Raw genomic sequence first — 16,350 nt, forward strand, 5'->3', positions numbered from 1 at the left:
CGGCGCGCAGCGCGGGCGAAGGCCCCAGCCCGCCGAATCAGGGCCACCGGACTCACCTTCTTCGATGTCGTTTCTGCTTCGCTCAACGAACGAACACTACATAGGGATGTGTTCGTCCTGCGATCCGAACATGTGTTTGGGCTGAGCAAACAGACATGGGTTTAACAGCGGGGTTTGTCAGCAGCCTGAAACCCGGCGCTATAATGACAAATTACTTATTTTCAAACTGCCCCCGGGATATACACCCGTCACGGCCCCATCCATGACCGACACCACACTGCCTACGCCCGCCGCTGCGGACGCCGCCGCCAAGCCTGCCCGCAAGCTCTTCATCCGCACCTTCGGTTGCCAGATGAACGAGTACGATTCCGAAAAAATGGCCGACATCCTGAACCAGGATCGGCCGGTGGAACTGACCACCAACCCGGAAGAAGCCGACATCATCCTGTTCAACACCTGTTCGGTGCGCGAAAAAGCACAGGAAAAAGTCTTTTCCGACCTGGGCCGCGTCCAGCACCTGAAAGCCCTGAACCCCGATCTGGTGATCGGCGTGGGGGGCTGCGTTGCCAGTCAGGAGGGCGATACCATCATCCGCCGCGCTCCCTATGTAGACGTGGTATTTGGCCCGCAGACTCTGCACCGCCTGCCCGAACTGATCGTCAAACGCCGCAACAGCGGCCGCTCTCAGGTGGACATCAGCTTTCCGGAAATCGAAAAGTTCGATGCCCTGCCCCCGGCCCGCGTCGAAGGCTACTCCGCTTTTGTATCGATTATGGAAGGCTGCAGCAAATACTGCAGCTTCTGTGTCGTACCCTACACGCGCGGCCCCGAAGTCTCACGCCCGTTCGACGACGTGCTCATGGAAATTGCGGACCTGGCTGACCAGGGCGTGCGCGAAGTGACCCTGCTGGGTCAGAACGTCAACGCCTACCGGGGCCCTACAGGCGTGGCCGGCGAAATCGCCGACTTCGCCATGCTGCTCGAATACGTTCACGAAATCCCAGGCATAGAGCGCATCCGCTATACCACGTCGCATCCCAAGGAAATGACCTCGCGCCTGATCGAAGCCCACGGCAAGCTACCCAAGTTGGTGCCCTTTTTGCACCTGCCCGTACAGGCCGGCAGCGACCGCATCCTGGCCGCCATGAAACGTGGCTATACCTCGCTGGAATTCAAATCGATTGTGCGCCGCCTGCGCGAAGCCCGTCCCGGCATCGTGCTGTCCTCGGACTTTATCGTGGGCTTTCCCGGCGAGACCGAGGACGACTTCCAGAAAACACTCAAACTGATACGCGACGTCAACTTCGACCAATCTTTTTCCTTCGTCTATTCGCGCCGTCCCGGCACACCAGCCGCCGACCTGGAAGACACCACCACCAAAGAAGAGAAACTGGATCGACTGCACCGCCTGCAAGCCCTGGTCAACGAGCAAGCCCAGGCCATCAGCCAGGCTATGGTGGGCAGCGTGCAACGTATCCTGGTGGAAGGCACCTCGCGCAAAGACGATGCCGAACTGATGGGCCGCACCGAAAATAATCGCATTATCAATTTTCCCGGCAGCCAACGCCTGATCGGCCAGATCGTGGATGTACACGTTACGCAGGCCCTGACCAACACGCTGCGTGGCCAAGTGCTGACGCAAGATGTGGTGGCAGGCTCCTGATATGAACGCAAAACACCGCCGTCTGCCCACGGCCGTCCGCCTGGACGGCGACAATACCCATCTGGCCAATCTGTGTGGCCCGCTCGACGAAAATCTGAAACAGATCGCCATCGCCTACGACGTGATTCTGCGTCGGCGCGGCAGCCATGTTTCGATCGAAGGGGAGCGCGCGGCCGAGGCAGCCAAAGCCGTGGACTGGTTCCATTCCAGGGCCGTGCACCAGGCTCTGAATATCGACGACATCCAGCTTGGCCTGGTGGAACTGGGGGCCAACCGCCGCCCCGACCACAAGGACAAGACCGCCCAAGCCGAGCCGGTTCCCGAACTGCCGCCCGTGGGCCAGGACGATTTCCAATTGCGCACCAGCAAACGCGACCTGCGTGCCCGCACGCCGCGCCAGCGCGATTACCTGCACAACATTCTGCACCACGATATCACCTTCGGCATTGGCCCTGCCGGCACCGGCAAGACATGGCTGGCGGTCGCCTGCGCCATCGACGCCTTGGAGCGCGAATCGGTCCAGCGCCTGATTCTGACCCGTCCGGCCGTGGAAGCCGGCGAGCGCCTGGGCTTTTTACCCGGCGATCTGGCCCAGAAAGTAGATCCGTACCTGCGCCCGCTGTACGACGCCCTGTACGACTTGATGGGCCTGGAAAAAGTGCAACGACTGTTTGAAAAGCAAACCATCGAAATCGCGCCCCTGGCCTATATGCGCGGCCGCACGTTAAACCATGCCTTCGTGATTCTGGACGAAGCACAGAACACCACGCCCGAGCAGATGAAGATGTTTCTGACGCGCATCGGCTTTGGCAGCAAGGCCGTCATTACCGGCGACCCCTCCCAGGTAGACTTGCCCAAAGGACAACGCAGCGGCCTGAACCACGCCGCCACAGTCCTGAAGGATGTCCAGGGCATCGCCTCCACACAATTTACCAGCCGCGATGTGGTGCGCCACCCTCTGGTGGCCCGCATCGTGGACGCCTACGAGAATGCCGGCGATGCCTGACCTGTCCCTAAGCGTCCAATACGCCACATCCTGCCCCGAGCTGACCCGCCCGCGCCTGCGGCGCTGGGTACAGTGCGCCCTGGACCAGGCATGGGAACGCACCCACCCCGATGACCGCTTCAGCGGCCTGTCGGTCACGCTGCGCATCGTGGATGCCGAAGAAGGGCGCAGCCTGAACCAGGGCTATCGCGACAAAGACTACGCCACCAATGTCCTGACTTTTGAATATGGCCAAGACCCCGAAGGCATCGTGCACGGCGATATCGTGTTGTGCCTGCCCGTGCTCGAGCGCGAAGCTGCGGAGCAGGAAAAGCCCCTGCTGCATCATGCCGCCCACCTCGTGGTCCACGGCACATTGCACTCGCTGGGCTACGACCACATCGACGAGCAGGACGCCCTGGACATGGAAGCACTGGAAACAACCGTACTGGCCCGTTTGCGCATTCCCGACCCCTACCAGGAGCGCTGACCAAGCGTGGACGGCGCGCTCGCTCGTACTCCGGACCCGTTTTTCGGTTATGCTAACTTTTCGATCAACTCGTCCTTCGGACAATGTCAGACTCTGCCCCCGACCCTGAACCGCGCTCATCCAAGTCCGGTTCTAACAGCCCCATCTCCCGCCTGAGCGCGTTCTTTAACCGACGCAGTGCGCCCGAAGACCGCGAAGAGCTCAAGGCTGTGCTCGTTTCGGCTCACGAACGCCAGATCATCGACGACGAATCTCTCGCCATGATCGCCGGCACGCTGGACATGGCCAGCAAGACCGTCGCGGATATCATGGTGCCGCGCTCCAAGATCGATATGCTGGACATCGCCAAGCCCCTGGCCGAACTGTTGCCCGTCATCATCGAAACCGGCCACAGCCGTTTCCCCATCTACGAAAACGAACGCGACAACATCATCGGCATCCTGCTGGCCAAAGACCTGCTGCTGTCGATTGCCAATCCGGCCATCGATCTGCGACCCTTGATCCGTCCGGCCGTCTTCATCCCGGAAACCAAACGCCTGAATGTGCTGCTGCACGAGTTTCGCGGCAGCCGCAATCATATTGCCATCGTTATCGACGAACACGGCGGCACCGCCGGCCTGGTCACTATGGAAGATGTGCTGGAACAGATCGTGGGCGACATCGAAGACGAGTACGACGAAGATGCCGAACAGACCATCTTTCAGGCCAGCCCCGACAGTTGGCGGGTCATGGCACTGACCGAAATCCCCGACTTCAACGAGGCCTTCAACACCGCTTTGCCCAACGACGACTTCGACACCGTCGGTGGCTGGTTGGCGTCCGAACTGGGCCACATCCCCCGTCGGGGCGATGTCGCTCAACTGGACAACATCAGCATCACCGTCGTGCGCGCCGATGCCAAGCGGGCTTTGTGGCTGCACGTCCAACGCGCCGCTCCTGCCCCCGCCGAGTCCGATCTTGCACACGACTGATTCCCAGGCTCTGCCCCAATCCTTGCGCGTAACCCTGCTGCTGGTGCTGGGCGGCCTGCATGCCTTGTCCTTTTCGATAGGCCCGCTCCCAGCCTGGACTTTGCCGTTTTACCAGATCGCCTTGCTGGCCATGGCCAGTTCGCAAATCATGGCGGCACGCACAATGCGCCAGGCATTCGGACGCGCCTGGCTGTTTGGTCTGGGACACTTCGGGGTTGGTGTCTATTGGCTATATATCAGCATGCACCAGTACGGCGGTATGCCCGCCTTGCTGGCAGGCCTGGCCGTACTGCTGCTGGCGGCCGCCCTTGCCGTATTCCTGGGTGCAGCGGCGGCGCTATGGCAAAGACTGCGCCACAACCTGAACCCGGATGCCTGGCCCGCCCGCCTGCTGCTAGCGGCCGCCTGGGCCAGTTGCTGGACCTTGGCGGAATGGCTGCGCGGCACTTTGTTTACCGGCTTTCCCTGGCTCAACATAGGGTACGCCCACGCCGAAGGCATGTTCGCCGGCTGGGCTCCTGTCGTCGGCGTCTACGGCCTGGCCTGGATGTCGGCCTTCAGCGCTGCCGCCATCGCCCAGTTCACCGCCTCCAAAGACAAAAACCAGAACCCCTCCAGCGCTGCCGGCATCGGTGCTGCTTTGTTGCTCGGGCTTATAGGCATCGGTTTGCCGCATATTGCCTGGGTTCAGGCTGACGGTACCCCCTTCATTGTCCGTCTGGTCCAGGGCAATGTGGATCAAGCCGACAAGTTCGGACCGTCAATGGACCAAGGCATACGACGCTACTACGAGCTGGCTGACCTGCCTGCGAAGTCGCCAAAAGACGCTCCCCGCCTGATCGTGTTGCCCGAAACCGTCATTCCCGTCCTGCAAAGCCGCCTGGCACCCGAATTCTGGCAGGACTGGACCGAGCTGGCCAAGCGCCATCAGGCCGATGTAATTCTGGGCGTACCGATGGACCGCAGCCAGTCCCAGGGCGGCGTTCAGTACACCAACAGCGCCTTGCTGATTCGCCCGGATACCCGCCCCCAAGATATCCCGGTAAGCGCGGCGTCCTTTTACGACAAGCATCATCTGGTGCCCTTCGGCGAATTCATCCCAACCGGCTTTCGCTGGTTTGTGGACATGATGCAAATCCCGCTGGGCGATTTTCATCGTGGTGCCCTACCCCAGGCACCGTTTGTACTGGGCAATAATCGGGTGGCTCCCAATATCTGCTACGAAGACGTATTTGGCGAAGAAATCCTGCAATCGGTACGCGGCACAGCCCAAGCCCCTGGTGCCAGCCTGCTTCTGAACCTGAGCAATCTGGGCTGGTTCGGCGACTCTTGGGCGCTTAGCCAGCACTTGCAGATATCTCGCATGCGCGCCCTGGAAACCGGACGCCCCATGCTGCGCGCCACCAATACCGGCATGACGGCAGCCATCGATCCTAACGGTCGCATACGCGCCGCGCTGCCTGCCTTGAAACCGGGGGTTCTGGACGTCGAGGTCCAAGGCACCCAAGGGCTGACCCCCTATGTGCGCCTGGGCAATCTGCCCGTGCTGATCTGGTCGCTTATTATTCTGGCTCTATTACTTTGGCATAGCCGGCGCAACTCGCATCACCGCCCAGAACCCACTGCCTGACCCGACGCCGGACTGCCCCGCCTGTAAAGGCGGGAGCCACAACCGGCAAGATCACGCTGTTTCGCCACCCAAAAATCAGGCCGACTGCTCGATCCGAGGTTGCCGCTGGCGGACAAAATCCGCGGCCTGATCGCGATTCCAATCCTTGCACCACTGGGCAAAGTCTGCAGCCGGAATCGGCGGCGAGCACAAATAACCCTGCATGTAATCGCAACCGGCTTGATGCAGCAGCTCGACCTGCTCGTACGTAGTCACACCTTCGGCCACTACCCGCAAGCCCAGCTTCTGCGCCATCACAATCATGGCCTGAGTCAGCACCAGATCCTCGCTGCCTTGCGACAAGTTACGGATATAACACTGGTCGATCTTGAGCACATTGATGGAGAAGCGCTTCAGATGCGACAAGGACGAATACCCCGTACCAAAATCATCCAGGGCCACGCCCATGCCGTACTCCCGCAACAGACGCAGCTGCTGCAAAGCTTGATCCTGCCCGTCGAGCAACAAGCGTTCGGTAATTTCCACCACCAAGGCTTCGCCAGGTATGCCCTCGCCTTGCAAGTGCTCGACCCAGTCCTGGGCGCACGAGCCGTTTAGCTTGAACTGGGCCGGGGACACATTCAGGCTGATACGGAAAGACGGGTCCAGCTCCTGACGCAAACGCATGACGGCCTGGGCAGCGGTTTCAAACACCCACTCGCCAATAGCAACAATCAGCCCCGAATCTTCGGAAAACGGAATGAACTCCGATGGCGGCACCAGACCAAGCTGTGGATGCTCCCAGCGAATCAACGCTTCGGCGCGCAGCACCTGCCCGGTTTCCATATCCAGAATTGGCTGGTAATACAGGCGGAACTGCTGCTCGTGCAGCGCGTTCTGCAAATCCTGCGAAAAGCGCAGGCGCGCTTGTACGGCTTCGCCCATAGCAGGCAAAAAGCGGCAATATTGATTACGCCCACAGGCCTTGGCCGCATACATGGCCATATCGGCATTTTTTAGCAGTTCGCCGGCATCATCACCATCTTCGGGATAGACGGTAATTCCAATACTGGCCGAAACCGATACGGAATTATTGTCCAGCTGGAAAGGCTCCTCGATGGTATCGAGCATGCAACGACAAATGCGCTCGACAATCGCCGGATCGCTGATATCGGAGATGATTACCGTGAATTCGTCACCGCCGATGCGCGCTACCGTATCAGTGGCACGCACGCATTGTTGCAAACGACGGGCGACCTCTTGCAACAACACATCGCCCTTTTCGTGCCCCAGAGAATCGTTGACGTCCTTAAAGAAATCCAAGTCCATGAACACCAGCGCGAACGGCAGGCCGGTACGCCGGGACTGTTCCATAGCTTGTTGCAGCCGATCCTGAAACATCTGGCGGTTGGGCAGGCCGGTCAGATGGTCGTAATGGGCCTGCCGCCACATCTGCGCTTCGCGCTTTTTGTGACTGGTGATGTCCGTAAACAAACCAATATGCCGGTAGACCGTGCCATCCGGATTCCAGGCCGTGCTGATGGTCAAGCGCTCGGCGTATTCCTCGCCATTCTTGCGCCGGTTCCAGATATCGCCCTGCCAGCGGCCGGTTTCGATGATCTCCAGCCACATCAAACGATAAAATTCGCTATCCTGACGGCCGGAGCTAAGGATCGCCAAAGTGCGGCCACGCACCTCATCCAGGGCGTAGCCCGTAATGCGGCTGAAGGCCGGGTTGGCATCGACCACATGGCCGAAACGGTCGGTAACCACAATGGCTTCGCACGTATTGTCGTAGACCACAGCGGCCAGCCGCCCGGTAACCTCGTTGCGCACGCGCATCGTGATGTCTTGAACCACTGCCACCGTTGTGATGCGCCCTTCCAGACGGATAGGCACTTCGCACACTTCCACATCAATACTTTTACCGTCATGACGCACCGCGCGGGTTTCGTAGCGCACGCTGTTGGCACCCAGATGGCGTTCGGGCACGACCTCGGACAACGACGGAAAACGCGGTTCCAGAAACACATCCGCCAAGGTCAATTGCTGACGCATGTACGAACGCGAATACCCCAATGTATCGGCCAGCTTCTTGTTGACGAAATCAAAACGACCTTCGCTGGATATGTAAACACCCAGCAAAGGATTATGGGTCAGGCTGCGACAAGCTGCATTAACCTGGGCCAGGCTGCGTTTCTGTATGGAAAGCTGCGCATCCAATTGCTGAATACGCAAACCGCAAAAATTCAGCACTCGCGACAAGAAGCTGATCTCGCTGGTGCCTTCGGCTGAACTTTTTGCTCGATAATTACCCCGCAGAAAAGCTCCCGCCTGAGCGGACAGTTGATCCAAGGGTTGCGCGGCCCAGGTGCGGAACATGAAATACGAGCCCATCAATACAAGCAGGTTCAAGCCAAGCAACCCGGCGACGGTCCAGCGATGCTTGGCTTGCGTGCTCAGGCGTCGGGACTCAAACGAGTCGAGCAACTGCTGGGTATTGTGTCTGAACAACGAGTCTTCGGCACCCAGTGTGGCCGCCGGCAAAAGAACCTGCTCCGGCGTCACAGGAAAATCCAGCCTGGATAAACGGCGCTGCCATTCGTTCGCTATCTGCCCCACAAGACCCAACAAGGGTTTGTCCAAGGGACGCAAACGCACGCCATCAACCATCCCACCTTCATTGAGCAACTGCACCACACGCTGAAACTGCTGATCCAGTCGCCTAAGCCGGGCAGGCGACGCACTATCAGGAGCCGCCAATGCCACCGAATAGCTGATGTCGGACAACTGACTCAGCAAGGCGCTCCCCGCCTGTAACTGAGCTTTGGCCTGATTTTGCTTGTAAATAACAGTAACGGTTGCCGAAACCAGCAACAGCCAGACTGACAGAACCCAGATCAGCAAAGCGCCCAGACTGATTCGTCTTTGGGCATCGGCCGGGACAGGCATGGACGAAGTAGTGCACTGCTTAGCTGACATGGCGCCAATAAATAAAAGCTGCAGGCTCTTGGGGCAGCCTACAAAACGTAATTATTGCAGGTGAAATGTTACTCGTTGAAGCATACCATTAATAGATTCTGCATCCGCGAGATTTATCAAGAAGCGCATAATACTAAGCGCTGGGCGTTGAAATAAAGCATCAGCCGTTTCCTGGAGCGGGATGGAAAGATGCAAAATCTGCTCATCAATAAATCATAAATTGCAATGTGAAGAAACACATATGGACACGATCACACCATGCAATAGCCCAAGTTAAACACGCATTTCACACAGGCTTCACGTGCCAAAGCCCCCCTTCACCTGGCCACGATAGCACCGTGCCCTGCTTGCCCTGAGCGCTGATCAAAAACACAGCCACCCAGCACGCGGATCAGCCAGATTCGGTTTTTTTGCGGATTTTGAACTTTTTGTCGAAAAAGGCTTGCACAAATCTAAAAACCTCTTCATAATCTCATTTCTTCGTTGGTGGACAACACGTTGAACACCGAAATGGGGGTATAGCTCAGCTGGGAGAGCGCTTGCATGGCATGCAAGAGGTCAGCGGTTCGATCCCGCTTACCTCCACCAACACGAAGAAAATGTATGTCCTGTCCCCTTCGTCTAGAGGCCTAGGACACCACCCTTTCACGGTGGGTACAGGGGTTCGAATCCCCTAGGGGACGCCAAAGCTTTTGCTTGGCACCGCTGCGGAGCGGTAGTTCAGTTGGTTAGAATACCGGCCTGTCACGCCGGGGGTCGCGGGTTCGAGCCCCGTCCGCTCCGCCAAAAAATTACGAAATCAGCACCAGACTGGTTTCAGCAGGAAAAAGTGAACGGCCCGTCAAGCCTGACACTTGTTTGATCAAACCGACGCATCGGCATATCCAATGCGCAGATTGAACAAACAAAACGGGGGTATAGCTCAGCTGGGAGAGCGCTTGCATGGCATGCAAGAGGTCAGCGGTTCGATCCCGCTTACCTCCACCAAATGACACTGTTGTAAAGTCCTGTCCCCTTCGTCTAGAGGCCTAGGACACCACCCTTTCACGGTGGGTACAGGGGTTCGAATCCCCTAGGGGACGCCAAAGCTTTTGCTTGGCACCGCTGCGGAGCGGTAGTTCAGTTGGTTAGAATACCGGCCTGTCACGCCGGGGGTCGCGGGTTCGAGCCCCGTCCGCTCCGCCAAAAAATTCAAAAAGCCCGACGATTTTGCATCGTCGGGCTTTTTCTTTTCTACAGGTTCCTCGATGCCTTTTCGACGGCCAAGGAACTACATTGGCGCACATCCCGCATCCATTTGGCACCCCGCCACAACAGATGCGCTACCCGGGCTGCCCGCCACGACCTACAAAACACTCGCCATCGCTTTGTTCGCCATCTTACTGCCAGTCAGCACCCCACAGGCCTGGACTATCAATCTGCAGCAGGACATGGGCCCGCGCGGCTTGATGCGCCACTGCAAATACAGTGACGGTCGCATACACACCGTCAACGCCACCGACTTATGTCCATTGACATTACAAGGCAGTGATTCCGGCATGGGCCGTGGCAAAGGCTTTCTGAAAAGCGACTATCCAGACGGCATGACCAAAGTCTGCGTATATGACGTCCTGGGCGGAAAAAACACACTACGGCTACCAGCCACTGATATTTGCCCGCTCGGTGCCGACTTCTGACAAGCCACATCGCGGACGCCCACGTCACTGCAACACCCCTGTTCGCCAAGCACAACACAGTCCGCGCACAGGGAGCCACATGCACAAAGCCCACCCAGGCCCCCATTAAAAACACTTAAAACGGAAATCCAGGCCCGGAATTGAACCCCGATCCCCGCAAACCACCGCGTCCATCCGATTCCAGCCTAGCCCCGGAGTTACGCCCCGTCCCCCTGAAACCACCACGACCGTCCGACTCCCATCCGGCCCCCGAATTGCGTCCTGTGCCCCGATAGCCTCTGCGGCCGTCCGACTCCCACCCGGCCCCCGAGTTGCGCCCGGTCCCTTTCAAACCGCCGCGACCATCCGACTCCCATCCTGAACCGGAGTTATGCCCCGTTCCTCGGAAGCCACCACGACCGTCGGACTCCCATCGCGCTCCGGCACTGCTCCCCGACCCGGTATAACCGCCGCGTCCATCGGACTCCCACCTGGACCCGGAACGGTGCCCCGTTGTTCTGTAGCCACCGCGACCGTCCGACTCCATGTTTTCCCCCTGATTGCGTCCCGACCCGCTAAAGCCGCCACGGCCATTTGACTCCCACCGGGCACCATTATTGCGTCCGGTTCCCGAGAAACCGCCGCGACCGTCGGAATCCCACCCCTCTCCGGCATTACGTCCTGTTCCCCGATAGCCGCCGTACCCGTTGGACTCCCACCCGGCCCCCGCATTACGTCCCGTTCCGGTGTAGCCGCCACGGCCATCCGATGCCCATCCCGAGCCCGCATTACCCCCTGTCCCCCGGTAGCCTCCGCGTCCGTCAGATTCCCACTCGCCGAATATCTGCGCATGGGCGCTGCTTGCCATAAACACGCTGGCAGCCACTGCCGCAACTAGCCGAATCACTTTACTCACTTCCACACTCCTATTGACAAGGCAAAAACAAGCAAAAATCTGACGAATGACTGAAATCTATCAGGCTTTCTTCATCGCCGCAGCCATCAACGCACCCGCCGTATTGGTCAGCGCACCGTCGCACCGAAAAAGCATACGCCCGCCCACAGCAACGTATCGTTCAAAAATATAGCCCCACCATCCAGGGCACTTGCTCCCGAAACACAAGAAAGTTAATGTATTGCCGTATCGTCACCCCAGATCCATGACTATGCCTGCCTGCACCAGCGGCCAACGCGGCCCTAGCGAACACTATCGCCGTGAACAGATCATTGCTCAGGCCAATGCGCATTTCCGGCTGTATGGCTATCGGAAAACCTCGGTAGCCAACCTGGCTAAGTCCATCGGCGTATCCAGCGCCTATCTATACCGTTTTTTTGATTCCAAGCAGTCCATAGGCCAGGCCATCTGCCACTCGGTACTCCATGACATGCATGTGCAGCTGCAAAAAATCGTCGATAGCGACCTGCCCCCTATCGAGCGGCTGCGTCAGTTCATTCAGACAGCCTGCCAATTAAGCCTGGAACTGTTTCTACAAGAAGGCCGCATGCAAGAGGTGGTCATTGAGGCGCTGCACCACAATTGGCCCCCTGTAACCCAGCATCAGCACGAGCTGCTGACGCAAATTACCGCTCTGGTGCGCAGCGGCCGAGAAAGCGGGGACTTCGAGCGCCGCACGCCACTGGACGAAGTCGCCGAGGGCATTTTGCAGGCCCTGATCCCCTGCCTGCACCCTGTACTGCTGGAGATGCGTCCACCCGAAAAAACCCGCCAGGGCCTGTTTGCTGTGACGCAGCTGATACTGCGCAGCCTGATGCCCTAACGACCAAGCACGAAGTTACGATTTACCCATATATTTACCTGCCTGGAGTCCTGCATGGCTCGTTTCCGCCCCCTCAGCCCCGGCTTGAGCATCTTCATTGCCTTACTACTTGCGGGATGCAGCCAGCAGGCGCAGGAGCCAGACCCGCGCACCCAAGCGCCTTTGGTCATACAAAGCCAGGTTCAGCCCAAAGGCGAACAGCAGCGACGCTTTCTGGGCCTGATCAGCGCCCGGGTAGAAAGCCCGCTTAGCTTTCGGGTAGGTGGAAAGATCGACTCGCGGAAAGTCCAGAATGGCGAGCGCGTAGTACGCGGGCAACCCCTGATGACGCTGGACCCAAAAGACCTGCAACTGGATCACCGTGCGCGGCTGGCTGCCGTGCAGGCGGCCCAGGCACAAGCCGAGCAGGCGCAAGCCGAACTGGCGCGCATGAAACTGCTGGTCGAACAAGGAGCGGTATCGCGCCAGGCCTATGACCAAAGCCGGCAGGCCAACACCAGCGCACAGGCCAATCTGCGTTCGGCGCGGGCACAGGCAGAACTATCCCAAAATGCAGACCGCTACAGCACCTTGCTGGCTGAGTCCGATGGCGTGATCACAGCCCAACTGGCTGATACCGGCCAGGTCGTCAGCCCCGGTCAGGCTGTATTGCGTCTGGCCCACGATGGCCCACGCGATGTGCTGGTAGATCTGCCAGAGCACCTCAAAGTTCCTCTGGGCACCCAGGCACTCATCACCCTTCCCGGCCAAGAGACCAAGACCTACGCCACACTACGGGAACTGGCCCAGGCCGCCGACCCGGCCACGCGTAGCTATCAGGCGCGCTTTTCCTTAGAGCAAACGCAGATACAAGCGCGCCTGGGCTCCAGCGCCGTCCTCTATCTGGATATACCCGATACACAGCGCTTGACCCAGGTTCCCTTGGGCGCACTGCACGATGCCGGGCAAGGCCCTGGCGTGTGGGTCATCAGCAACCAGCAAACGCTGCACTGGCAAGCCGTGCGCATCGACAGCCTGGGACAGGAATATGCGTATCTGTCCGACGGCCCACAGACAGGCGCTGCGATCGTAGCCCTGGGAGCCAGGCTGCTGCACGAAGGCCAGAAAGTTCGCCCCCAAGCGCAGCAAGCGGTGGTGCCATGAACCACTTCAATCTGTCCGCCCTGGCCGTGCGCGAACGGGCCATCACGCTATTCCTGATCATTGCCATCGTCGCCTCGGGCATCTACGCGTTCATCAAGCTGGGACGGGCCGAAGACCCGGCCTTTACCGTCAAGGTATTGACCGTGACTACGCTCTGGCCGGGCGCAACAGCGCAGGAAATGCAAGACCTGGTCGCCGAACCGCTGGAAAAACGCATGCAGGAACTGCGCTGGTTCGACCGGGTGGAAACCGTCACCCGGCCAGGCACCGCCTTGATGGTAGTGATGCTTAAAGACACCATGCCGCCGGCACAGGTGCAAAGCGAGTTCTATCAGCTACGCAAGAAACTTCAGGATCAGGCGGCACGACTGCCCAACGGCGTGCAAGGCCCCTTTGTGAACGACGAGTACTCGGACGTATCCTTTGGCTTGTTCGCTCTGCAAGCCCCTGGGCTGGCACCGCGCGAACTGACCCGCCAAGCCGAAGCCGTGCGCAATAGGCTGCTGCAGGTCGCTGGCGTCAAAAAGGTCAATATCCTGGGAGAGCAAAACCAGCGCATCTTCGTGGACCTGGACGAAAGCAAACTGCACACGCTGGGCATACATCCGCAACAACTGCTTGCGGCGCTGTCTCAGCGCAGCGCCATGTCGGCCACCGGATCGATCAGCACTCAGGGACCGCGCGTACAGTTGCGCCTGTCGGCCGGCCTGGACAGCCCCGAGGCCGTGCGCAATACCCATGTCTACGTGCAGGGCCACAGCTTGCGCCTGGGCGATGTGGCAAGCGTTACACGCGGCTACGAAGACCCGCCCTCTTTCGAGATCCACCACAACGGCCAGTTTGCCATGCTGCTGGACGTTGTCATGCAAGACGGCTACAACGGCCTGCGTCTGGGCCAGGATCTGGAACAGGCGCGCCGCGCCATCGCCGCCGAGCTGCCACTGGGCTTCAGCTTCGATACTGTGACCAACCAGGCCGTCAACATCGCGTCATCCGTCGACGAATTCATGCTTAAATTTTTCGCCGCGCTGGGCGTGGTGCTGGTGGTCTGTCTGGTCAGCATGGGCTGGCGCGTGGGCATTGTCGTGTCTGCCGCCGTGCCGCTGACTCTGGCCATGGTATTTGTGATCATGATGGCGACCGACCGGGTGTTCGACCGCGTCACGCTGGGCGCGCTGATCATTTCGCTGGGCCTGCTGGTCGACGATGCCATCATTGCCATCGAAATCATGATCGTGAAGATGGAAGAAGGCATGGACCGCCTCAAAGCAGCCGCCTATGCCTGGAACCACACGGCTGCCCCCATGCTGTCGGGTACCTTGGTCACCATCATCGGTTTTTTGCCGGTCGGCTTTGCGCGATCGTCGGCCGGGGAATACGCCGGCAATATCTTCTGGATACTGGCTTTCGCCTTGCTGGCCTCCTGGTTGGTCGCCGTGGTGTTCACGCCCTATATGGGCGTGAAACTGCTGCCGCCGATTGCCCCGCGCCAGGGCGGACATCAAGCCATCTACAACACACCCAATTATCAACGGCTGCGCCGCATGATCGAATGGTCGGTACGCCGCAAATTTCTGCTGGCCGGCATTGTCGCTCTGGCCTTGTTGCTGTCGGTACTGGGCATGGGGCTGGTCAAGCAGCAATTCTTCCCGACCTCGGATCGCCCGGAACTGCTGATTGAAGTCCAGTTGCCCGAAGGCAGCAGCATCCAGGCGACGCAAGCGGTCACCCGCAAAATCGAGCACTGGTTGACACAACAAGAAGAGACCCGCCTGGTGACCAGCTACACAGGCCAGGGTGCGCCACGGTTTTTCTTGTCCTACAACCCCGAGCTGCCTAATCCATCCTTTGCTCGCCTGATCGTGCTGACACCTGACGACAAAGCCCGCAACGCCTTGCAGGCCCGGTTTCGACAACGCGTGGCGGACGGCTTGAGCCCCGAGGCGCACGTGCGTGCCACTCAATTGGTCTTTGGGCCGGCCACCAAGTACCCCATCGAATTTCTGGTACGCGGGCCGCAGTTGGCTCCTTTGCGCACCATTGCCGAACAAGCCATGGACATCATGCGCAGCGACCCAGCCATGCGCCAGGTCAACGTGGACTGGGGCGAACGGGTGCCGGTCATGAAGCTGGACATAGACCCAGAACGTCTGCAGGCCTTGGGGCTGGATCGCCAAAACCTGGCCGAACAGATCCAACTGCTGCTGGACGGAGCCGTCATCGCCGAGTACCGCGAAGATGTGCGCAATGTCCTGGTCGTCGCACGCAGCGCCGCCGTCAACCGCCACGATCCGGCTCGGCTGGCGGGGCTGAGCATCGTCAACAAGCAGGGGCAGCGCCTGTCCCTGGATCAAGTCGGCACCCTGACTATCGCCCAGGAAGATCCTACGCTGGCACGCCGCAACCGCCTGCCCACCATGACGGTGCGCGGCGACGTGGACGATGCACTGCAGCCCGCCGAAGTCGCGCACCGCCTGATGCAGGATTTCCAGCCCTTGATCGACACGCTGCCGCCAGGCTATAGCATCGAGATGAGCGGCATCACCGCCGAGGCAGACAAAGCCAATCAGGCCCTGACGCCTGTGTTCCCGGTCATGATCGCGCTGATGCTGCTGGTCATTGTGATACAGGTGCGCTCTCTGCCGGCCATGGTCATGGTCTTTCTGACCGCGCCGCTAGGCCTGATCGGCAGCGTGCCCGCCCTGCTGATTTTCCAGCAACCGTTCGGCTTTACAGCCATCCTGGGCCTGATCGGCCTGGCTGGCATACTGATGCGCAACACGCTGATCCTGATCGAGCAAATCAAAACTAACCGCGCCGAGGGGGCCTCGGCCTACGAGGCGGTGATCGAAGCAACGGTGCAACGCGCCCGGCCCGTGGTCCTGACCGCCCTGGCCGCCGTACTGGCCTTCGTCCCTTTGTCTTTTTCGATTTTCTGGGGCTCCATGGCTTTGACCCTGATCGGCGGCACTGCCGTGGGTACTGTGATTACCTTGCTATTTCTGCCCAGCCTGTACGCCATCTGGAACCGGATCGAGCCCCCGCGCATGCCCTGACTTGCCCAGGCAGCAAAA

Annotated in this window: 10 protein-coding genes and 6 tRNA genes; 15 read left to right on the forward strand and 1 reads right to left on the reverse strand. The window is 59.5% G+C overall.

The genetic code is table 11. From position 1 onward, the window contains the following. Positions 1-262: 262 nt before the first annotated feature. From miaB to lnt, 5 genes are all read left to right on the forward strand, one after another. Positions 263-1,663 (forward strand): tRNA (N6-isopentenyl adenosine(37)-C2)-methylthiotransferase MiaB, encoded by a 1,401-nt coding sequence (gene miaB, locus AADW57_RS14505; protein WP_341667603.1) that lies wholly within the window; start codon positions 263-265, stop codon positions 1,661-1,663. Between the two features lies 1 nt (position 1,664). Further along, the gene (locus AADW57_RS14510) at positions 1,665-2,669 is read left to right on the forward strand and encodes a PhoH family protein (protein ID WP_341667604.1); all 1,005 of its coding nucleotides are present in this window, start codon (positions 1,665-1,667) and stop codon (positions 2,667-2,669) included. After that, complete coding sequence (gene ybeY, locus AADW57_RS14515; protein WP_341667605.1) at positions 2,662-3,138, forward strand: rRNA maturation RNase YbeY; 477 nt, start codon at positions 2,662-2,664, stop codon at positions 3,136-3,138. The genes AADW57_RS14510 and ybeY overlap by 8 nt, the downstream gene beginning before the upstream one ends. A gap of 83 nt (positions 3,139-3,221) precedes the next feature. After that, positions 3,222-4,109, forward strand: coding sequence for an HlyC/CorC family transporter (locus tag AADW57_RS14520; protein ID WP_341667606.1), 888 nt, complete (start codon positions 3,222-3,224; stop codon positions 4,107-4,109). Beyond that, complete coding sequence (gene lnt, locus AADW57_RS14525) at positions 4,096-5,739, forward strand: apolipoprotein N-acyltransferase (RefSeq protein WP_341667607.1); 1,644 nt, start codon at positions 4,096-4,098, stop codon at positions 5,737-5,739. Before AADW57_RS14520 ends, lnt begins: the two co-directional genes overlap by 14 nt. Before the next feature lie 75 nt (positions 5,740-5,814). Here the strand turns inward: lnt and AADW57_RS14530 are convergent, their stop codons facing one another. Then, positions 5,815-8,700 carry an EAL domain-containing protein gene (locus AADW57_RS14530; RefSeq protein ID WP_341667608.1) on the reverse strand — a complete coding sequence of 962 codons (2,886 nt, stop codon included), beginning with the start codon at positions 8,698-8,700 and terminating at the stop codon, positions 5,815-5,817. 512 nt (positions 8,701-9,212) lie between these two features. On the opposite strand from AADW57_RS14530, the gene AADW57_RS14535 reads away from it, so the two are divergent. The 10 genes from AADW57_RS14535 (at position 9,213) to AADW57_RS14580 (ending at position 16,332) form a co-directional block, all read left to right on the forward strand. Then, positions 9,213-9,288 (forward strand) — tRNA-Ala (locus AADW57_RS14535). A 22-nt stretch (positions 9,289-9,310) separates the two neighbouring features. Beyond that, a tRNA-Glu gene (locus AADW57_RS14540) sits at positions 9,311-9,386 on the forward strand. Between the two features lie 23 nt (positions 9,387-9,409). Further along, a tRNA-Asp gene (locus AADW57_RS14545) sits at positions 9,410-9,486 on the forward strand. Positions 9,487-9,611: 125 nt separating this feature from the next. After that, positions 9,612-9,687 (forward strand) — tRNA-Ala (locus tag AADW57_RS14550). A 22-nt stretch (positions 9,688-9,709) separates the two neighbouring features. Further along, positions 9,710-9,785: transfer RNA gene (locus AADW57_RS14555), tRNA-Glu, on the forward strand. A 23-nt stretch (positions 9,786-9,808) separates the two neighbouring features. Further along, a tRNA-Asp gene (locus tag AADW57_RS14560) sits at positions 9,809-9,885 on the forward strand. 62 nt (positions 9,886-9,947) lie between these two features. Beyond that, a complete protein-coding gene (locus tag AADW57_RS14565; protein ID WP_341667609.1) occupies positions 9,948-10,376 on the forward strand; it encodes a hypothetical protein in 429 nt (142 codons plus the stop codon). A gap of 1,139 nt (positions 10,377-11,515) precedes the next feature. Continuing rightward, positions 11,516-12,133, forward strand: a complete 618-nt coding sequence (locus tag AADW57_RS14570; protein ID WP_341667610.1) for a TetR/AcrR family transcriptional regulator — start codon at positions 11,516-11,518, stop codon at positions 12,131-12,133. Positions 12,134-12,187: 54 nt separating this feature from the next. Next, the gene (locus tag AADW57_RS14575; RefSeq protein WP_341667611.1) at positions 12,188-13,276 is read left to right on the forward strand and encodes an efflux RND transporter periplasmic adaptor subunit; all 1,089 of its coding nucleotides are present in this window, start codon (positions 12,188-12,190) and stop codon (positions 13,274-13,276) included. Continuing rightward, a complete protein-coding gene (locus tag AADW57_RS14580; RefSeq protein WP_341667612.1) occupies positions 13,273-16,332 on the forward strand; it encodes an efflux RND transporter permease subunit in 3,060 nt (1,019 codons plus the stop codon). Before AADW57_RS14575 ends, AADW57_RS14580 begins: the two co-directional genes overlap by 4 nt. Positions 16,333-16,350: the final 18 nt, after the last annotated feature.

The organism is Alcaligenes sp. SDU_A2 (assembly GCF_038237375.1).
Classification (GTDB): domain Bacteria; phylum Pseudomonadota; class Gammaproteobacteria; order Burkholderiales; family Burkholderiaceae_B; genus Alcaligenes.